The 20,362-nt window shown below is 40.9% G+C and carries 19 protein-coding genes and 2 tRNA genes; 6 read left to right on the top strand and 15 right to left on the bottom strand.

Going from position 1 to position 20,362, the window contains the following annotated elements:
- Positions 1–371: 371 nt before the first annotated feature.
- From DC082_RS08840 to DC082_RS08820, 5 genes are all read right to left on the bottom strand, one after another.
- A tRNA-Ser gene (locus tag DC082_RS08840) sits at positions 372–462 on the bottom strand.
- 71 nt (positions 463–533) lie between these two features.
- Positions 534–1,253: a L,D-transpeptidase family protein gene (locus tag DC082_RS08835; RefSeq protein ID WP_229821698.1), complete on the bottom strand. Its 720-nt coding sequence runs from the start codon at positions 1,251–1,253 to the stop codon at positions 534–536.
- A gap of 108 nt (positions 1,254–1,361) precedes the next feature.
- The gene (locus DC082_RS08830; RefSeq protein ID WP_229821697.1) at positions 1,362–2,147 is read right to left on the bottom strand and encodes an inositol monophosphatase family protein; all 786 of its coding nucleotides are present in this window, start codon (positions 2,145–2,147) and stop codon (positions 1,362–1,364) included.
- Positions 2,148–2,322: 175 nt separating this feature from the next.
- On the bottom strand, positions 2,323–3,219 hold the full coding sequence (gene glyQ, locus DC082_RS08825; RefSeq protein WP_094567417.1) for a glycine--tRNA ligase subunit alpha: 897 nt from the start codon (positions 3,217–3,219) through the stop codon (positions 2,323–2,325).
- 107 nt (positions 3,220–3,326) lie between these two features.
- The gene (locus DC082_RS08820) at positions 3,327–5,612 is read right to left on the bottom strand and encodes a mechanosensitive ion channel domain-containing protein (RefSeq protein WP_133243702.1); all 2,286 of its coding nucleotides are present in this window, start codon (positions 5,610–5,612) and stop codon (positions 3,327–3,329) included.
- A gap of 190 nt (positions 5,613–5,802) precedes the next feature.
- On the opposite strand from DC082_RS08820, the gene xseB reads away from it, so the two are divergent.
- From xseB to dxs, 3 genes are read left to right on the top strand one after another with little or no spacing between them, the layout of a single operon-like run.
- Positions 5,803–6,030 (top strand): exodeoxyribonuclease VII small subunit, encoded by a 228-nt coding sequence (xseB, locus tag DC082_RS08815; RefSeq protein ID WP_229821696.1) that lies wholly within the window; start codon positions 5,803–5,805, stop codon positions 6,028–6,030.
- Between the two features lie 15 nt (positions 6,031–6,045).
- Positions 6,046–6,921, top strand: coding sequence for a polyprenyl synthetase family protein (locus DC082_RS08810; RefSeq protein WP_109236647.1), 876 nt, complete (start codon positions 6,046–6,048; stop codon positions 6,919–6,921).
- A 9-nt stretch (positions 6,922–6,930) separates the two neighbouring features.
- Complete coding sequence (gene dxs / locus DC082_RS08805; RefSeq protein ID WP_109236646.1) at positions 6,931–8,859, top strand: 1-deoxy-D-xylulose-5-phosphate synthase; 1,929 nt, start codon at positions 6,931–6,933, stop codon at positions 8,857–8,859.
- A gap of 221 nt (positions 8,860–9,080) precedes the next feature.
- On the opposite strand, the gene rph is transcribed toward dxs, so the two are convergent.
- The 5 genes from rph to DC082_RS08780 form a co-directional block, all read right to left on the bottom strand.
- Positions 9,081–9,809 carry a ribonuclease PH gene (rph, locus tag DC082_RS08800; RefSeq protein WP_109236645.1) on the bottom strand — a complete coding sequence of 243 codons (729 nt, stop codon included), beginning with the start codon at positions 9,807–9,809 and terminating at the stop codon, positions 9,081–9,083.
- A 259-nt stretch (positions 9,810–10,068) separates the two neighbouring features.
- Positions 10,069–10,287, bottom strand: coding sequence for a translation initiation factor IF-1 (gene infA, locus DC082_RS08795; protein ID WP_094567422.1), 219 nt, complete (start codon positions 10,285–10,287; stop codon positions 10,069–10,071).
- A gap of 26 nt (positions 10,288–10,313) precedes the next feature.
- Positions 10,314–10,390, bottom strand: a tRNA-Pro gene (locus DC082_RS08790).
- Positions 10,391–10,526: 136 nt separating this feature from the next.
- Complete coding sequence (locus DC082_RS08785) at positions 10,527–12,131, bottom strand: efflux transporter outer membrane subunit (RefSeq protein ID WP_109236644.1); 1,605 nt, start codon at positions 12,129–12,131, stop codon at positions 10,527–10,529.
- A 327-nt stretch (positions 12,132–12,458) separates the two neighbouring features.
- On the bottom strand, positions 12,459–12,932 hold the full coding sequence (locus DC082_RS08780) for a C40 family peptidase (protein ID WP_157957444.1): 474 nt from the start codon (positions 12,930–12,932) through the stop codon (positions 12,459–12,461).
- 154 nt (positions 12,933–13,086) lie between these two features.
- Between DC082_RS08780 and guaA the strand changes: the two genes are divergently transcribed.
- The gene (gene guaA, locus DC082_RS08775) at positions 13,087–14,331 is read left to right on the top strand and encodes a glutamine-hydrolyzing GMP synthase (protein ID WP_109236642.1); all 1,245 of its coding nucleotides are present in this window, start codon (positions 13,087–13,089) and stop codon (positions 14,329–14,331) included.
- A gap of 413 nt (positions 14,332–14,744) precedes the next feature.
- Here guaA and DC082_RS08770 read toward each other — a convergent pair whose 3' ends face one another.
- On the bottom strand, positions 14,745–15,284 hold the full coding sequence (locus DC082_RS08770) for a carboxymuconolactone decarboxylase family protein (RefSeq protein ID WP_109236641.1): 540 nt from the start codon (positions 15,282–15,284) through the stop codon (positions 14,745–14,747).
- 318 nt (positions 15,285–15,602) lie between these two features.
- Between DC082_RS08770 and DC082_RS08765 the strand changes: the two genes are divergently transcribed.
- On the top strand, positions 15,603–16,154 hold the full coding sequence (locus DC082_RS08765) for an adenylate kinase (protein ID WP_094567427.1): 552 nt from the start codon (positions 15,603–15,605) through the stop codon (positions 16,152–16,154).
- 101 nt (positions 16,155–16,255) lie between these two features.
- On the top strand, positions 16,256–16,975 hold the full coding sequence (locus tag DC082_RS08760; protein ID WP_109236640.1) for a hypothetical protein: 720 nt from the start codon (positions 16,256–16,258) through the stop codon (positions 16,973–16,975).
- An 81-nt stretch (positions 16,976–17,056) separates the two neighbouring features.
- On the opposite strand, the gene DC082_RS08755 is transcribed toward DC082_RS08760, so the two are convergent.
- From DC082_RS08755 to nusB, 4 genes are all read right to left on the bottom strand, one after another.
- The gene (locus DC082_RS08755; protein WP_109236639.1) at positions 17,057–17,578 is read right to left on the bottom strand and encodes a chorismate--pyruvate lyase family protein; all 522 of its coding nucleotides are present in this window, start codon (positions 17,576–17,578) and stop codon (positions 17,057–17,059) included.
- A gap of 165 nt (positions 17,579–17,743) precedes the next feature.
- The gene (locus DC082_RS08750; protein WP_109236638.1) at positions 17,744–18,493 is read right to left on the bottom strand and encodes a tRNA threonylcarbamoyladenosine dehydratase; all 750 of its coding nucleotides are present in this window, start codon (positions 18,491–18,493) and stop codon (positions 17,744–17,746) included.
- Between the two features lie 396 nt (positions 18,494–18,889).
- On the bottom strand, positions 18,890–19,468 hold the full coding sequence (locus DC082_RS08745; protein WP_109236637.1) for a superoxide dismutase: 579 nt from the start codon (positions 19,466–19,468) through the stop codon (positions 18,890–18,892).
- A 412-nt stretch (positions 19,469–19,880) separates the two neighbouring features.
- Complete coding sequence (nusB, locus tag DC082_RS08740) at positions 19,881–20,327, bottom strand: transcription antitermination factor NusB (protein ID WP_094567432.1); 447 nt, start codon at positions 20,325–20,327, stop codon at positions 19,881–19,883.
- Positions 20,328–20,362: the final 35 nt, after the last annotated feature.

Below are 20,362 nucleotides of genomic sequence, written 5' to 3'. Positions count from 1 at the left end.
TCAATAAATGCTTAAAATAGAGAATTAAATATTTGTAAACCCTTATTGTTTAGAATAGACGCTACATTTGAGGGGAAATATAGAAATATTAAATTAATGTAAATTAATTAAAATTATATTTTAGATATGCTCTATATAAGAGTGATTTTTGCTTAAGAAGAAGTTTACCCTTGTAGGGGGGTATTACAAAAACAAACTATAAGAAAAGAGTAGAATAGATAATTAGAAATAGGGAATTATATTGCAAAGAATTAAAACTAGTAACACTAGCTCCGATTTTGAATCGTTCGCATAAAGATATTTTTTACACAGATACCCATTTTTAAGCATAAAAAAGCTCTTGTATATAAACAAGAGCTTTTCAATAGATCTGGCGGAAAAGGAGGGATTCGAACCCTCGATACGCTACTAACGTATATCCGCTTTCCAGGCGAACGCCTTCAACCACTCGGCCACTTTTCCTAACTGTTTCTCACCTGAATCTTTTTCAGTTGAGGCAGATAAGATACTAAATATTTTCACAATTGACAAGCCTATCCCTTAAATAGATATCTCCCACTGCTCACACTATAATCGAGAGGGCGACGAGAGCGCTCAAATTTTTGATAACCTTCTTGTAAATTATCCCAAAACTCATAGTGTAAAGATTGCTTTTCTCGATTGAGACGTGCTTTCTCCATCTTAAAGGGGTAAGCTTGAACCTCTACGTAAGGTTGCCCATTCTTAAGTGCTAGCTCTACCAACCCGTAGATCTCTTCTATCTGTGGATCTGTCATTGCATAACAACCAACTGAATCACACTTACCATGAACCATCAAATAGCTTCCGGTTCGACCTAATGCTCGATCAAAGCTATTGGGAAAACCGAGATTGAAAGATTTATAGAAACGACTATGAGGATTGAGCGCTCTACGGTCCACCCGATAGAAACCTTCTGGCGCTTGATGATCTCCTTCATAGATCTTAGGTCCTAATGTCCCTGAATAGTTACAAATAGGATAATTTGAGAAGTGGATAAACTCTTTTTTCCCTTTAGGCTTCATCCACACCTCAAGCATCGCTTCCTCTTTAAAAATGCGAATTAAGACCTCATCTCCCGGCTTCAAACCATAATTTTTAAGCCGCTCTGTTAATGGTCCTCCGGATATGTAGGAGGGAGATGGCGTATTAGAATAGGTACTACAAGCAGATAGAATCAGTATAATACCTACCCCTTTGAGAACCGTTTTGATCGCTCTGTTCATTCTATTCATATTTATCCCAACTCTTTATTTCAAATCTTGATCTCAAGTTTTATCTGAACACTTCATTTCAGCAATCATTACAGCTCGACTCTATCCTTAATATTCCGTCTCTCACAATTATGCAGAATATTGCAGAAGATCTAATACTTTTTGATGGAGTGCCGGTGTTGTTGCTAGGATCGTTGTAACATCAAGATCAATTGCGCCTCCATCGAGTGCGGTTATCACTCCCCCTGCTTCATTGACAATAATCGAGAGCGCTGCAATATCTAAGATATTGACATCAGATTCAACAATAATATCGACTTTCCCCGTTGCTAAGAAATGGTATTGTAAGAAATCTCCAAATCCACGCGTAGAATTGACCGCTCCAACTAATTGGCCATAATTTGCCCATTTCTCAGCATCTTGAGTTAAACGCTTGAGATTCCCTGAAGAGAAGACCGCTTGTGATAACTGATCGATATCACTGACGGAGATCTTTTTACCCTCTAAAAAAGCGCCTTGCCCTTTTAGCGCATAGATTCGCTCACCACCGTTAAAGCAAGGGGCTGTTGATACCCCTAAAACAATCTCGCCCTTATACATTAAAGCAATTTGGCAAGAGAAAAAGGGGCGACGGCGAACAAATGCTTTAGTACCATCAATAGGATCAATGAGCCAGATAAAATCAGAACTCATATTCTTCTGCCCACTCTCCTCCCCATAAAACCCATGATCAGGAAAAGCTTTAGAGATATGTTCATAGATCGCCTTCTCCACCGCAATATCCACCTCTGTTACCGGTGTTGCATCCGCTTTTATCTCAATTTTAAAGGCATTTTCATCATAAGCTGTTGCGATCAACTCTCTTGCGATCTCTGATGCTTCTAACGCACAATCTAAATATTTTTGCATATCCATCTCTATCTACTCTTCTCTCTATTGGTTATCAAAATCTACGCGCCCTATCTCGATGCTAAGTCAACTCAGATAGGGGTCATCACATAATACTCTCTCATTGATCATAATGACGAACATGATGGCGAATAAAAAAAGATGATGGGGCAAACCATCATCTCTCTATCACAAATATACTCTATGACTCTCTTTTTAACATAGGAAAGCCTAATCTTTCACGAGATTCATAGTAGCTCTTCGCTACCATTCCCGCCATTTTACGAACTCGTAAAATATAGCCTTGTCGCTCTGTTACGGAGATCGCTTTACGCGCATCTAATAGGTTAAAGGCATGGGAGGCTTTCAGAACCATCTCGTAAGCAGGAAGCGCTAGGTTCTCAGCTAAAAGACGTGACACCTCTTTTTCGTAAAAATTAAAGGAATTTAGGAGGAATTCAACATCAGCGTGAGAGAAGTTATAGTGAGATTGTTCTACCTCATTTTGATGGAAAACATCGCCATAAGTGATCTTACCAAAAGGTCCATCCGACCAGACAAGATCATAAACACTCTCAACTTCCTGAACATACATCGCAAAGCGCTCAAGTCCATAGGTGATCTCTCCCAATACCGGCTTACATTCCAAACCTCCGGCCTGCTGGAAATAGGTAAATTGTGTCACCTCCATCCCATTGAGCCAAACTTCCCAGCCTAAACCCCAAGCACCTAACGTTGGTGACTCCCAATCATCTTCCACAAATCGGATATCATGCTTAGTTACATCGATCCCTAATGCTTCTAATGAACCAAGATAGAGCTCTTGCATATTCTCTGGAGAGGGTTTAATCGCGACTTGAAATTGATAGTAATGTTGTAGACGATTCGGGTTTTCACCATAACGACCATCCGTTGGACGACGGGAGGGTTGAACATAAGCGGCCGCCCATGGCTCAGGACCTAATGCACGAAGGAATGTTGCCGTATGGAATGTTCCTGCTCCCACCTCAATATCATAAGGTTGAAGTAACGCACACCCCTGCTCTGCCCAGTAAGTTTGCAGCGTAAAAATCATCTCTTGAAAAGTCATTTTTTTCATATTCAATATCTTTATTTATATTTTTATTTAAGCTCTATTTATGTGTGATCTTTTGTTGATCGATACTCAATTTAATCTACTGATCTCTGTCCGACATTATACCCCAATTATTGAGGATTGCGCGGCTCACTCTCTGCTTCATCTAGAAACTCCTCATCATTGAGGATCTCCTCTTCTATCCGTTCAATCGGCAGAACCTCCCCCGGACGAAAACGATGTTCACGTTGAGGTACGGGGATCTCAATATTGTTCTCTCTTAATGCCGTATCGATCGCCCACATATAAGCTGCGCGAATACCATTGGGACGTTTCACAGCTCTCGAGGTGAGCCAAACAACTAACTCAAACTCATAGTAGTAATCTTTAAAATCGACTAACCAAACAGCAGGATTACGTCCTGGAATTCCTTTTAAGGTGTGTGGCAACGCCTCTGCAGCGGCAAGAACCACTTCTCGAACAATCTCCTTATCTGTTCCATAGGCAACTCTAAAAGGGTAACGCATACGGCGCTGAGGCTCTTTAAGCGTCCAGTTGAGCATCTTGGTATTGATAAACTCAGAGTTAGGAATCACGATATCGACATTATCATTATCGGTGATAATAGTGGCTCGTACATTGATCTCTTTCACCTCACCCCAGAGAGGTTTCCCACTCTTTTGATCTTGTAGCTCAATAAAATCACCCACCTTAATCGAGCGCTCAAAGAGCAGAATCAGACCCGAGACAAAGTTATTAACGATCGATTGCAATCCAAATCCCAGCCCGATTGCAAGTGCCCCCGCGACAAGCGCAAAGTTGGTAAAGTCAATGCCAACAGCAGTCAAACCATAGAGAAATCCAAAGAGGATAATAGCGTAGTAAGTTAAGCGCCCAGCAAGATAGTAAGCCGGCAATTTATCATCACCTCGCTTATTTCCCATACGATTGAAGACACGATTGAGCCAGAAGGCGATCCACCAACAGACAAGGACAATAAGAAGAAACTGAAAGAAACTGATCGAGGTTACCGGTGTATCACCCACAGTAAAGAGTGGCGTTCTCAAAAGTTGCTTCACATTGCGCCAAGCATAACTGAGCGTGCTTTTCGTACGATTGATGGTATTCATCAATACGCCTTGAAACTGTAATAATTGATTCTCTAAGATGCGCCCCATAAACTGGCTATCGGCAATCTCTGTCTGCAGCTTTTGTAACAGAACAGAGGTCTCTTGAATCAGCGTTAGGCGATCATTAGCGATGCCGGCAAGGAAGCTATTCTCATTGACGCCACCGCGAATTTCAATATCCGCAAGTAACGCATTGGTATTACTTCGCTCCACCTCATTCTGGTTGAACCAATCCTTCGCTTTAAGTGAGATCTCCTCTAAATTACGCTGACGATCGGCATAATTTTTCTGTATTCGCTCAACATCGAGTCCCTCTTCATCCGAGAGAATGGCTAAGATATCGCGCTCATTTTCATACATATCGAGTCGCGCTTCTAAAATCGCAACATTGATCTTCTCTTTTGCCACACGTTGATTACGTAATCTTGCAACAGCTTGATCTTCCACCGTCTCATCAGGAAGAAGTAGAAGTTGTGACTGCTCACGAAGTAATTTTGTATTAGCCTCTTGAAGACGAATAATAGTGTTATCGATCCGATCATTGAGCGCTTCGATCTCATCACTAGTGTAGGTCAATCGAGTAATGGCAACATTCTTAATATCTTGAAGCTCACGAGATTCCGACTCAATGATTGTTAAGTTCTCTCGTAACAGACGTAATCGCTCTGTTAATAATGCTTGTTCCGTCTGAAGTGTAATCACCTGCAGTGCAGCTAAAAATCGAGCATGACTCCCCTCTGTAGTCTCAAGATAGGAGACAAAGCGATTATTAAGATCCCGCGTAATATCACGATACTGCACATCCTGATCACGAATATCTTCCCGCACGCTAACAAGCTCTGTGCTAAGCTCCCGCTCTCGATGGATAATTGTCAAGAGTTCGCCAATACTATAGTGCTCTTTTAGCTCAAATTTAAAACGCTTTTTAGTAACGCTCTTCTCTTTCAGAGCCACATAAGCAAAAAAGTTCGCGCTAATATGAGAGATCTTCGGCAATTCCCGTTTAAGAGCCTCTTCTGGCAATTTTTGTGACTCTTCATCAATACGTTGAATAAAATCGATCACTGCCTGTTTGAGGTCGCCCGACTTCTTATTCTCAAAATAGTTCCACCATGCTGTATTAAGTGACATAGGATCAGGAAGCATAAGCTCCTCTTCTTGACCACTTTCTACAGCACCTAATCCATTTTGCAGTAACGAGCTAATAGGATGAACCTGAGAAAAAGCGACACTTAAACTCATCAACATTATCAATAGTAGCGTTGAAGCTCGCTTTATATTGGTCACAGGCACCTCTTATTTAAATTCTTGCTGAATCAGGGAGAGAAATAATGTTTGAAAGTCCAAAAATAACCGCAAAGTGAGTTGAAATCCCACATCGCAGATTAGATCAGACTTCGGTCTAATATTATTGCATATAGCGCCCACTCAATCTAGAATATGAGACCGAATTATTAATTATTTTAAGGAAATATCTGTGTCCAAAAAAATAAGTCAAGATATCGCTGAGAACTTAAGTATTGAAGCGCAATTAGAGAAGCTCACTAAAATTTTAGAAGCACTCGAAAATGATGAGCTTCCGCTAGAGGAATCTCTTCAAAAGTTTGAAGAGGGAATCAGACTAACAAAAGAGTGCCAAGCACTGCTTGAAGCCTCTGAAAAGAAGATCTCTCAACTCTTATCTAAAGAACAGATTGAATCATAAGGAGCTTAGCAACTCATGCCTACCGCTTGGTTTACAACGCAACTTCACCTCTTTGAAGCCGCTTTCACAAAAGAGCTTGAGAAGATCGAAGCCCCTGAGCGTCTTAAAGAAGCACTGCTCTATAGCACACTCAATGGGGGTAAAAGACTTCGCCCACTCCTAACCATCGCTAGCGGTGAGCTCTGTGATGCTAAGATGGCAGCAATTTTATCCATTGCCTCTGCCATTGAGATGATCCACGCCTACTCTTTAGTCCACGATGACTTACCGGCAATGGATGATGATGAGTATCGACGTGGTAAATTAACCTGTCATAAGGCCTATGATGAAGCGACCGCGATTTTAACTGGCGATGCGCTTTTAACCGCATGTTTTGAAAGCTTAAGTCATATTGAAGAGCTCTCTGCAGAGAAGAGATTACAGCTGATTCAACTCATTAGCCATGCTGCCGGCAGTGCCGGAATGGTCGGTGGGCAATATCTCGATCTCTCTTCTGAAAATAGAACCATCTCTCTTCATGAATTAGAGACACTACACCGTAAAAAGACCGGAGCACTCATCAAGGCTTCTATTTTAGCTGGGGCAATTGCCGGCGATACGGATCAATCAACTTATGATAGACTATCGGTTTATGCCGATAATATTGGGCTTGCGTTTCAGATTAAAGATGACATTTTAGATCTCATCGGAACCCAAGAAGAGCTCGGCAAAAAGCCTGGCAGTGATCTTCTTCAAGAGAAATCCACCTATATCTCACTTTTAGGGTTAGAAGATTCTATTGCAAAGCTTGATGAGCTCACAAATGAAGCTATTGAGCTACTCTCTCCTTTGGGTAAAAAAGCAGAACCACTGATCGATCTTGCCCACTATATTCAAAAGCGCAATCATTAAGGTTTTAGAATGAATCCAACACCACTTCTTGATCAAATCCAGTCACCTGATGACCTCAAATCCCTCTCTCTCAATGATCTTGAGTCACTCTCTATGGAGCTTAGGCAATTTCTGATTGGCTCGGTTCTCGATTCCGGGGGGCATTTTGCATCAGGCCTTGGAGTGGTTGAACTAACAGTGGCATTGCATCATGTTTTTAATACCCCTCACGATAAGATCATCTGGGATGTTGGACATCAAGCCTACCCTCACAAAATATTAACGGGGCGAAAAGATCAGATCCATACCATTCGTAAAAAAGGGGGGCTAGGACCTTTTCCCTCTCTTAATGAGAGCGATTACGATGCTTTTGGTGTAGGTCACTCCTCAACGTCAATTAGTGCTGCTTTAGGTATGGCGATTGGTGCAAAACATCATCATGATGAGAGCCAACAGCTTATTGCCGTCATTGGTGATGGAGCTTTAACCGCAGGGCAAGCCTTTGAGGCCCTCAATCATGCGGGTGATCTTAAGGCGAATCTTTTAGTGATTCTCAATGATAATAATATGTCGATCTCTCCCAATGTGGGGGCGCTCAGTACCATGTTGACGCGTACGCTCTCTAAGCCGGCGATTCAATCTATTCGTGAAAGTGGTGCAAAGTTTTTAGAAAACCTTCCTTTCCCACAAGCGCTTGATCTCGCTAAAAGAGCAGAAACTCGGGTCAAGAGTGCTGTTGCTGAACAGAGCATTATCTTTGAAGAGTTCGGATTTCAATATTTTGGCCCTATCGATGGGCATGATCTTCCGACACTCATCACGACACTGAAAAACTTAAAGCAGAAGAGTGGTCCGCGCTTTCTCCATATCACCACCAAAAAAGGGAAAGGATATGCTAAAGCTGAAGCGGAACCTGTAAAATTCCATGCCGTATCAGCAGCAAAAAGAGAGAGCTCGCCGGCAGATAAAATCAGCGCAACTCAAAGTGAAAGTCATTTAGAGAAAAAATTAGAGAAACAGAAACCGAGCTTAACTTATACCCAAGTCTTCTCCCAATGGCTCTGTGATATGGCAGAGATTGAACCTGATCTGATGGCGATTACGCCGGCAATGTGTGAGGGCTCCGGCCTTGTTGCCTTTAGCCAACGTTTTCCCCATCGTTTCTTTGATACGGCAATTGCGGAGCAACATGCCGTAACATTAGGTGCCGGCATGGCACTTGGAGGCGTCAAACCGGTTGTTGCAATCTACTCTACCTTTCTTCAACGCGCTTATGATCAACTGATCCATGATGTAGCAATTCAAAATCTCAATGTCACCTTTGCAATCGATCGTGCCGGCATTGTGGGACCTGATGGAGCGACTCACGCCGGAACCTTTGATATCGCCTATCTTCGGACAATTCCCAATATGGTAATTATGGCACCTTCAAGCGAAGAGGAGTGCTATAAGATGTTAACCACAGCCTATCACTATCCAGGGCCGGCAGCAGTTCGCTATCCACGCGGAAAAGGGATTGGCACTCAGATCAGTGATGAACCGATAGAAAAGATAGAGATAGGAAAGAGCCAACTCCTACAAGAAGGTGAGTCACTCTTAGTGATCAATATTGGCCCTCTCATTGAGAATGCAGCTACCATTGCCAATCATTTTGGCGGAAGCCTACTCGATCTTCGCTTTGTTAAACCTCTCGATCGAGAGATGCTCTTAAAGCTTGCGCGATCACATCAAGCGATCATCACGATTGAAGATGGTGCGATTATGGGGGGTGCCGGGTCAGCCATCAATGAATTACTTGCCTCTGAAGGAATCTTTATGCCCATTAAACATTTTGGCATTAAAGATTACTATCCTGAACATGGGGAGCGAGAAGAGATCTTAGCAGATTATGGTTTAACGCCGAAGAAGATGATTGAAGAGACGGAAGCTTTTCTTTCGCTTCTTAAACTAGCACAATAGAGATCAAGCCATCTCCACCCCTCGACTAAACACATTGATCGAGAAATAGAAAAAGATGGGGCAGAGAGAGGCAAGCACAAAAATAAAAAGTACAAAGTACAACTAATAAGCCCCTTAACGATAGATCATCGTAAGGGGCTTACTCTTTTACGCCTATCAATCAGCTAATGTTAAGTTGATCTTTCGATCGATCATAAGAGAATCGATTGAATTGATAATTCTTAATTGATCGCTTCAGCTAAAACTGCAACTTGTGCTGCTGTAATTTGGGCGATGCCCTTCTCCGCTAGCGTGATCATCTCTAATAACTCTTTCGTAGAGAAAGGCGCTTGTTCTGCAGTTGCTTGCACCTCAATCATCTGCCCATTGTTATCCATAATCACATTCATATCGGTATCTGCGGCACTATCTTCAAGATAATCAAGATCCAATACTGGAACACCTTGGTAGATTCCTACAGAAATTGCCGCAATTTGACTAACTAACGGTGTCTTCTCTAATAACCCTTGCTCTACAAGCTTATGAAGCGCTAACACTAAAGCAATATAACCGCCTGAAATCGATGCCGTTCTCGTTCCACCATCTGCTTGTATCACATCACAATCGATCGTAATCGTTCGCTCACCTAGCAACTCGAGATCGACCGCAGCACGTAGTGAACGCCCAATCAGACGTTGAATCTCTAAAGTTCGTCCACTCTGCTTACCTCTTGCCGCTTCACGACTTGAGCGTGTGTGAGTCGATCCCGGCAACATGCCATATTCTGCAGTAATCCAGCCCTTTCCTTCTCCGCGTAAAAAAGGGGGAACTCGTTCCTCGATCGAGGCAGTGCATAATACTTTGGTATTGCCAAATACCGCTAAAACAGAGCCGGCAGCATGCATTGTAAAGTTAGGAATAAATTGCAAAGAACGCATCTCATCTGCAGCTCTTTTTGAAGGTCTTACCATCTCTTATCTCTCTTTTTTAGTTGTGTATCTATTTCTACAATATAAAAAAGCCCGTTAAAAACGGGCTTTCTTAATAAAATCTTTAATTTCGATCAACTTGTCCGATTTGACCTGTTTGAACTATTTAATCAATAGTATCAACACCCCATTGGGATCGATTCAAGCATCTCTCTATAAAGAGTTACCGATAGACTTACTATTAATCTACTAGTCAAATTATTAGTTGCATCACTAATAGCGGCTTATCAATAACTAATAATTATTTACCGCGATAAACGATACGACCTTTAGTAAGGTCATAAGGTGTTAATTCTACTTTAACTCTATCTCCCATAAGAATACGGATATAGTTCTTACGCATCTTACCAGAGATATGAGCAGTGATAACATGACCGTTATCTAACTCTACTCTAAATTGTGTATACGGAAGGGTTTCAATAACCGTGCCTTCCATTTCAATATGATCTTCTTTTGACATATAACTCTTTAATAACTTAGTAAGATTGGTCGGGACAGCAGGATTTGAACCTGCGACCCCTTGCACCCCATGCAAGTGCGCTACCAGGCTGCGCCATGCCCCGACGAAATGAGATCTAAATAATAGCAAATAAAAAGTGTTGTGACAAGACCCTTTCCCGATCCTGTCACTTTACCCTCTTTAAAAGTCTCAAAAAGAGGGCGTTTCTCCACTTTTATCTATTATCTCTACTACCCTCTTTACTCATTAACAACCGTTTTAACTTCCTCTAGCTTTAAGCCAGGGAAAAGGGTATCGCTACTTCCACTCTCGGCGTTATAAGGTGCTCTTCGTGTTGCCGCTAACTCTTTAGCAACAGGATTATCTTTTGCCCTTGCATCCATATAGACCGTTCTATGCTCGGCATCGATCGTTCCCATGCTCTGTGCTCCACCACCTAAAGCGGCGTAGAGCATAACATCATTGATATGCTTATTGAAATAGGTCGTTAAGAGTGCTTGACGAGAGCTAAAGAGCGTTCTTTGAGCATCTAATACATCAAGATAGCTCGCAATCCCGTTGGTATAGAGAAGATTTGCTAAACGTAACTGTTCAGAGGTTGTTGCCACAAGATTTTGTTGTGCACGTAATTGATCGCTTAATGGCTTTTTAGAGACTAAAGCATCAGCCACTTCTTGGAAAGCCGTCTGAATTGTCTTCTCATACTTCACTACTTCCACATTCTTACGAACGTAGGCAAGATCTAAGTTCTTCTGGATTTTACCCCAATTGAAGATTGGAATATTGATTTGTGGTGCAAAGGTCCAGCCACTATGGCCCGATTTAAAGAGATCAGAGAGTTCCGAAGATGCATTACCAAAGGTTGAGGTTAAGGTAATACTCGGGAAGAATGCTGCTCTTGCAGCCCCAATATCTGCATTTGCGGCTAACAGTTGATATTCAGCTTCAATAACATCAGGACGAACAAGTAATACCTGTGATGGAAGTCCAACGGGCAACTCTTCTGAGAACTGTTTTGCTCTTAATGAGAGTCCTTTAGGTAGATCCGTTGCCACCGCACCCACTAACGTATAGAGCGCATTACGCGCCTTGCCTAGCTGCCCTTCAATATTAGCCACTTGAGCTTGTGCTGAGAAGACCTGCCCTTTCGCTTGCGCTAAATCGAGATCATTAGCAATTCCCGCTTCAACCTGTTGTTGAACAAGATTATAAGAGGCTCGATTAGAGTTTAAGGTCTCTTTTGCCACGCGTAACTGCTCTTCTGCAAGTACTTCAGTTAAATATGCGCGAGCAACCCCTGAGACAAGGGCGATCTCTGCTGCTCGTTTCCCCTCCTCTGTTGCTAAATATTTTGCAAAAGCGGCATCACTTAAGGAAGCGGCCTTACCAAAGAAGTCGATCTCAAAGCTACTAACGCCGAAGTTAAGTGATGAACGTTCAGATATAGAAGATCTCCCAGTAGATTGTTCTGTAATGGGGTTTACATTATTAGCACTTCCCGTTTTAGTTCGAGAATAACCACCGGCCGCATTAAATCCAGGAAGCTGATCGGCAACAGAGATACCATACGCAATACGTGCCGCTTCTAGATTTAAGGTCGCTAATTGTAGATCCTTATTATTCTCTAATGCTAATGCGATTAACTTCTTCAAGCGTGGATCTTTAAAGTAGTGCTCCCAATTGATCTGATAAGCAAAGGTTTGATCTGCTAATGCACCTGCTTGGGCCCCTGATGAGACAGGGAAGCTATCAATAACAGGAAGTGCAGGACGCTCATAGGTAGGCGCCATGGAACAAGCGGCTAAAATAAAGGGAGCACCGACGAGTAACAGTGATTTTTTCATATCTTTGATCAACCTCTAGTTGAGTTTGGAGCAATACGTTTTAAATATAGGTTTATTCGCAATATACGAACTGCGACAATACGGCAATTAACAGAACTATTAATTATTAAGATGAATATCTAGGGACAACCTCTTGAAAATTAATAATTCGATATCGATAGACTTCATCGATACGATTCATATATTACGCTTCATAATTAACTGAAAGATGGTAGGTATTGTATCAAGTGACAACAATGTTGTCATTATCAAAATGATCTAGCGACTACCTCTCTTTATCGCACGTTTGGTCGATTTCACCATCCGTTTTATAGCTTAAAAACAATATTATAGTTTGCCATAGCCATAAAAGCGTTGTTGCCAATAGGGTGTATCAAACCGAGTAATTTCAACCCGCTTACCGGAGCTAGGAGCATGGATCATCTGGTTATCTCCAATATAGATTCCTGCATGAGAGATACTCTTACCATTTGTGATAAAAAAAACGAGATCTCCCGGCTCAGGTTTATCGGTACGCTTTGCGTAGCGATACTGGCTTCGAGTATCTCGTGGTAGTGAAATGCCGGCATTTTTATAGGCATATTGAATTAAGCCACTACAATCAAATCCTCTATTAGGGTCTGTTCCCCCAAAGAGATAGGGGCGACCTATCTGCCCTTTTGCATGATAAATCGCTGAAAACTTCGCCCCTAATAGATTCTCTTGCTTTAGGTCTGCATCTGCAACCGCAAGAGATATTGGGCTCAATAGCGTCGCTACAAAAAGTAATCGTTTGAGCTGATCGGTTAAACGGTTCTGCATCATCTCTCCCATAAATTAATCGATCTATAAGTTGTTAATAAAATTCTCACACTCTGTGACAGAGTACTCTCGATAAATTGGGGGGTTGATAGACATTTTTGCTATACTTTACCCCTTAATCAATCCCTAGAATTGCATCGAGGATACATATTTTATGCCACAGCACTTAAATAATAGAATATTAATTGTACACGCAAATCAACAAGAAGCTCAAAAAATTGCACGCCTTCTCCGTGATGCGCAATTTTACTCAGAAATTGTCACCCTAAAAGATCTCGCTGAAGCCCTGAAAAGTGGCCCAACAAAAGCGATTTTAAGTGATCAAACATCTGAGATTGAGATGATCTTAAAAAATGAGTCTCTAACAACGCCACTCTTTGCTTTAGCAGAAGATAGCTCTCCTGAAGCTGTCATCGAGTTTATCAAAGGAACGGGCGCTGAAGCGGTCTGGAATGTAGAAGCTTTTATTACACACCATACAAAAGCGATTCAAAATAGCGTACAAAATGATGAGGTTATTTTAGGTCTCTCCGGAGGGGTTGACTCCTCAGTTGTTGCAGCACTCATTCATAAAGCGATTGGTAAACAGTTAACTTGTGTTTTTGTCGATACCGGCCTTCTTCGCCTTAATGAAGGGGATAAAGTGATGCAAACTTTCGCTGATAATATGGGAATTCATATTATTCGTGTCGATGCAGAGGCAAGATTTTTAGAAGCATTAAAAGGTGAAAATGATCCTGAGAAGAAGCGTAAAATTATCGGTGAACTCTTTGTCCGAATCTTTGAAGAAGAGGCACGCAAACTCCCCAATGCTAAGTGGTTAGCACAAGGCACTATCTATCCTGATATCTTAGAATCGATCAATACCAAAGATGGGGTTGCCGTTAAATCTCACCATAATGTTGGCGGATTGCCGGCAGATATGAACCTCAAGCTTCTTGAGCCGATTAGCTCACTCTTCAAACATGAAGTGCGTGAATTAGGCGTTGCTTTAGGACTCCCTAAAGAGATGGTCTATCGTCATCCATTCCCAGGACCTGGCTTAGGCGTGCGTATTTTGGGAGAGATCAAAAAAGAGTATGCTGATATTTTGCGTCTCGCTGATGATATCTTCATTGAAGAGTTGATGAAAGCCGATCTCTACGACAAGGTATCTCAAGCTTTTGCCGTTTTTGTTCCGGTAAAATCGGTGGGTGTCTCTGATGATAAACGTGTCTATGATTATGTGATTGCCCTACGTGCTATTGAAACAATCGACTTTATGACCGCACGTGCAGCCCATCTTCCTTGGGAGTTTATCGAGCATGTCTCTAATCGCATCATCTTAGAAGTCGATGGAGTTTCACGCGTCACTTATGATGTCTCTAACAAACCGCCTGCAACAATTGAGTGGGAATAATAGAAGAGATAAAAGAGCTTTCGAAGAGATATTAAAGATCGAGAAGATATAAAATTTTCGATATCTATCCCTTGATCAGCAAGTCAAGGGGCCTAGATCCCATTGAATCACTTCGAATCTTTCTATAGAGTGCCCAACATCATTAGTGTGTTGGGCCTTTTTTATCATTCCTCTTCTTTCAAGATACAATAAAAAAATCCTTAACCAATATTGGTTAAGGATCTTCATAAACCTCTATTGAAGGATCTATAATCTCTATTAGAACTCATCTTCAAGAGCGCATTTAGGGGATAACTCTCTTTCTAATAAGACTCAAATTTTAATCAATAGCATCCTATATCAACACCTTTTAACGATATTTCGATAATGGTCAAGACTCAATAGAGCTAATTTACTATCGTTTTCCATAGAGATTAAACTAATGGCACTTCTGGAAAGTCGATCTTTGGATCAACGATATTGTTGAGCCAATTGGTAAAGCTATTGAGGGCTGTAAAGAGCGTTAGTTGTACAATATCCGCTTCAGTAAAACCTGCAGCCTTTGCTCGCGCTACTAACGCATCATCTAAGTTACCCTTCTCTTTAAGTACCGCTAAAGCAATATCGATAATCAACTGCTCGCGGGGGTCTTTCGCGCGCCCATGTTGCGCTTCAACACACTCCTCTTCACTCAATCCTGCCATTCTTTTTGCAGTAAAGGTATGAGCACTAACACAGTAGTGACAGCCATTGTAATTGGCAACCGCCAATGCTAATAACTCCTGATCTCTTTTTGAGAACTTAGAGTCTTCCAGTTTTGCTTGTAATGCTAAAAAAGCATCTAAGCTCATTCCATCAATTCCTAATGCACCAAAGAAGTTAGGTAACATTCCAAATTTGCCTTTCAACTGCGTTAAAATTGGTTTTGCAATCTCATCTGCAGTCTCTGGTGTAACTAATGTAAATTGTGTCATTCTTAATGGCTCCTAATTAATTCCTAGAGTTCTCTATTAATATTCTCTATTAACGACCTTTTCATATACTAACTTACATTATATCTTTTTACAATTTGTTATCCCTATTTGCCCAGTTTTTTACCGATTAGATACACGATAACAGGCTTCTATCAACAATTGATGACTTCCCCCTACCTCTTTCCTCCTCTTTTGTCTAATTTATAAGCTAAAATAGCAGTTCATAATTGAGCGCACTCTGCTTAGCGTGTATTATGAAGAGATTATCAAGCAATCTGTTATTGAACAGATTTTTATAATTTAAGGAGAGAGTTATCTATGCGTATTGTTCTGCTTGGCGCACCTGGGTCTGGAAAAGGCACTCAGGCTGAAAATATTGTTAAAAAATTTGGAATCACCCACCTCTCTACAGGGGATATGCTTCGTGCGGAAGTTAGTGAAGGAACGCCTTTAGGTCTTGAAGCTAAAAAAATCATGGATGAAGGCAAACTTGTCTCTGATGAGATCGTCCTTGGCATGGTTAAAAATCATATCCTTAAAGCAGAAAATGGCTTTCTTTTAGATGGTTTTCCACGCAACATCAATCAGGCAGAACAGCTTGATAAGCTCCTCGATGAGATCAATATGCCGATTGATAAGGTGATCTACTTTGATGTCCCTTTTGAAGTCATTAAAGAGCGCCTTAAATCACGTGGCCGTTCTGATGATACCGAAGAGACTATTCTTAAGCGTCGTAAAGTGTTTGAAGAAGAGACTTTCCCATTAGTGGATTACTTTATCCTTCAAGGAAAACTTAAAACGATCAATGGTTATGGCGATGTTAATGAAATTTCACAAGAGATCTTCAAAGTTCTAGATCCATCACTATAAGCTCACTCTGCTAATATGGGCAGTGACGTTGAGCAATGTCATAAAACAGTAATAGGCTACAAGCATCGCTTCGTAGCCTTTTATATCCCTTAAGGTTAAATATGAAACGAAATATCTTCTGGATTTTAGCCACAGTCCTCTTTATTGCAGTTTTTGCATACTTTGCAGCCCCCCTCTTTAAGCCCCCTAAGCAGGGAAATATTGAGACAGAACCTTTTTGGGTTGTAGAGACCTCTCCGCAAAATCCCGATTATCTAAAAGTCTTTGAGATAACGCTCAATGAATCGGAGTTACAAGATCTTATCTATATTCTCGGTAATCGTCTCAGTCTCTCTCTCTTTGTTGAGGGCGATCAGAAGAGCCTAGAGGGATATATTAGAGAGACCCATATCGGCGGATTGACCGCCAGAATTCCTTTTACTCTCCAATTTGATGAAAGCGAACTCAACTCGCTTATGCCCTTTTTAACAGCGAGTAAAATGTCTACCTCAAAACGGCAGATCTATGAGATTCCAGAAGAGTATCATGGACGCTTCATGCAGAATAAAATTGAGAATATCGCCTTTATCCCCATGGCTGTCAATCTCGATGAAACTGTTATTTTAGGGCGATTTGGCGATCATCCCATCAAACTGCAAGAGAAGGATAATGGACCATATCACTATCTCTATCCTGAAAAAGGGGTTGATATCTCGCTTGATGCCAAAGGAGAGTATCGTGCAATTGTCCAATATACAACGCCGGCTGAATTTGATGAGAAAATCCTAAAACCACTTCTTGAAAATGGTGCAGAGGAGCGGCCGCTCCTAAAGACACCATAAAAAATATCTAAAGATAAGAGGATTTAAACTATTGAATCCTCTTTTTTATTTGCCGCTCACCCTTCTCCTAACCTGAGGGCGTCAACAGGACTTAAAATGATTTAATGAAGGCAGATAATACTCAATCAAAGAGAGTTGCTCCTTCTCTCTAAAAAAGAGAGAACGACGCGCTATAATCACCTCATCCTCGTAGAGCTCTTCTTGAGCAAAATCGGGCAACTCTTTAGCTGCAATAAGAGCATACTCAAAAGGTGTACGTTCAATAACATTCTCCCCATTAAAGAGCCGTCGTCCTAGAGATTGCGTTCCACAATTGAGATACTCGCACCAAAATTGAGAATTCTCATCACAAAGACTCTCAGCTGCGATCACTGCCTGCTCTTTTAGCTTTAATTTAACGCGACGACTAAAATATTGTATCTCACCAACTTGAAGAGATCCTAAGTGGAGAAGATCGACACTAAATTCAGGATTAAGTCCCTCTAATCCCCGTGTCAGAGATTGGATCGTTAAAAGAGGGAGATAGAGCTCAAGATCAAAGCCTGCCTCTATAAGAAGCGATCTGAGAGCCGATTGAGGATGCCAACTATCCAAACTATCCATTTGAGAATTCCTTCAATAATTCTTAAACTGCTGCTTTCTAACAGCACTACACTAGCACTACACTACATTAGTATGAGCACGATAAAGACTCTAACCTGAAAGGTAAGCGCTCAAATACAGATTGTATACCCTTTTAGAGGATAAGATTCAAACCGTTAAATACGACTAGATACGCTTTGTAATTTTATTGATGATATATCCCGCAGCCATAATTCCCATCGTTGCTGTAACCGTCATGATAGAACCATACCCCTGACAATTCAGTCCGCCATTTGCACTCTTTTTCGCCTGACTATTTTCGCGACTAAAAACGATCGGCACACCTGCTCGTTTAGTATGATCAGGAAAACCATAATCTTTTCGCAAGATCGATTTTAAACGCGCGCAAAGCGGATCATGGAATGTTGCATTAAGATCATCAATTAAGAGCGCATCCGCTAGACATTTCCCCCCGGCAGCCCCCGTTGAAATGATCTTGTAACGATGTCGCTTAGCATAAGCGATCAATGCCGCCTTTACTCTCACCTCATCAATCGCATCTAAAATCCAAGCCTTTTTACGATCGAGCTCTAAGTAGAGATTGAGATTATCCTCTGTTAAAAAATCTTCAATCACCTCTACCTCACATGCGCTATTGATCTCAACAATCCGACGCTTCATCTCTTCAACTTTCGATGCCCCAATCGTTGAACTTAATGCATGAATCTGCCGATTAATATTACTCTCTGCAATATTATCGAGATCAATTAGCGTTAACTTTCCAACCCCACTTCGAGCCAATGCCTCTACAGCCCAAGAGCCCACTCCACCAATTCCGATAACTACCACATGGCTCTCGGCAAGACGCTTCAAACCTTCTTTCTCATAGAGGCGCTCTAAAGTTGAAAATCGGCGCTGATAATCTTGCTCAATCATAAAAATCCTTAAAATATGGGCCACAGCAAATAAGTGAAAGTCAAAAAATGAATGTCTCTATTTTACATAAAATTTAAAGAGATAGTTGTTTCTAAATAGAGATCGAACAGGCCAGAGTCTTATTCACGCCACTATAGAGATAAGAAAAAGGAGATATCAATTTGATATCTCCTTTCAGAATCAGTCACTCACTATCGCTTCAATATTATAGTTCTTATTTAGAAAATCTTATTCTGTTAACTGAATATGAGGGTCTAGGCTCATAATTGATTCTAATAAAAACCGATAATAGGATAATGAATCACTGATTACTCTCTTTTCTCTACACTCCATACTCTATACTTATCTACGAGCCCAATCTATTAGGCAGTAATAGAAGACGAGTAACGAGTAATATTAGCCTAAACGTTCGTTTACTTTATCCCAGTTTACTAATGCCCAGAAGTTTTCTAAGTAGTTAGGACGGCTATTACGGTAATCGATATAGTATGCATGCTCCCAAACATCACATGTTAAAAGTGGAGTTTGACCTTCTGTTAAAGGAGTTGCTGCATTTGAGGTAGAGACTAACTCAATTGAGCCATCTTTATTCTTAACAAGCCACGCCCAACCTGAACCAAATGTACCAATTGCACACTTGTCGAATGCTTTTTGAAACTCTTCAAAAGAACCCCATTTCTTATTGATCTCTTCAGCAATTTTACCTGTTGCCGCGCCACCACCTTGTGGTTTTAAAGATTCCCAATAGAAGGTATGGTTCCATACTTGCGCTGCGTTATTGAAGATTGGGCCTGATGATTTTAAGATGATCTCTTCTAAAGACGCATTCTCAAACTCAGTACCTTCAATTAAAGTATTTAATGTGTTTACATAAGTTTGATGATGCTTACCATAGTGATACTCTAATGTCTCTTTAGAGATGTGTGGTGCAAGTGCATCTAATGCATAAGGTAATTTTGGTAATTCAAATGCCATTTCTTATTCTCCTTTCTTTCATTTTGATCTGATATTGAGCCTCTCGTCCTAGATACCTCACCATCAACTATGTGATGTTTTTAATTATCTAATTAAGAGAACCCCAATACCCCTTTACATAATAACAGGATTAGAGCCTTTCCGCTTATATCAAACATCTTAAGCGACAGTTGCTATAAAAAAACCCAAAAGCAATAGGCCTTTGGGCTTCAATCTAATCTTAAGGTGCTATCTATTGAGCCACATTAGATCGATCATTAAAGATTCTATCCACAATCTCTTCTGCTCTGATCGATATACACTTATTTATCAACCCAACAAAGCAATTAAGTGATAAAAAGTTGCTGTAGATCAATTTTATGCCTTTTCACCTATTAACTCAAGTTAAAGCATGAAGTTAAAGACGATCAGGCTATTTCTCACCATTTCGTAAGGGAACGGTTTTAGCAATTTTATCTAAAATACCATTCACATAACGATGGCTTCCCTCAGCGCCAAACTGCTTAGCAAGTTCTACCGCCTCATTGATCACTGACTTATAAGGAATATCGAGCTGATATTGCAACTCATAAGTTCCTAACCATAAGATCGCATGTTCAATAGGATCTACCTGCGTTACATCACGATCTAAAAATGGAGCAATAGTATTATCCAGCTCAGATCGCTTTTGAACAATATTTTGTAATAACTCATGGAAGTACTCACTATTTGCTTGAGCAAACTTCTCATTATCGGCTGCTAAATTAGCACTGATCTCATTGAGAGAACTCTGTGCAATTTGCCACTCATAGAGTGCTTGAATTAAAAAGAATCTTGCCGATTTTCTTGAAGCTATTAATTTACGCTTTGAAACAGACACGCGATATTTCCTCTTATATTGTGAATGAGAAAGCG

The sequence above is a fragment of the Ignatzschineria indica genome (genome assembly GCF_003121925.1).
Lineage (GTDB): Bacteria > Pseudomonadota > Gammaproteobacteria > Cardiobacteriales > Wohlfahrtiimonadaceae > Ignatzschineria > Ignatzschineria indica.
Note: the sequence above shows the minus strand (reverse complement) of the source record. Positions and strands in the feature narration are given on the sequence as shown.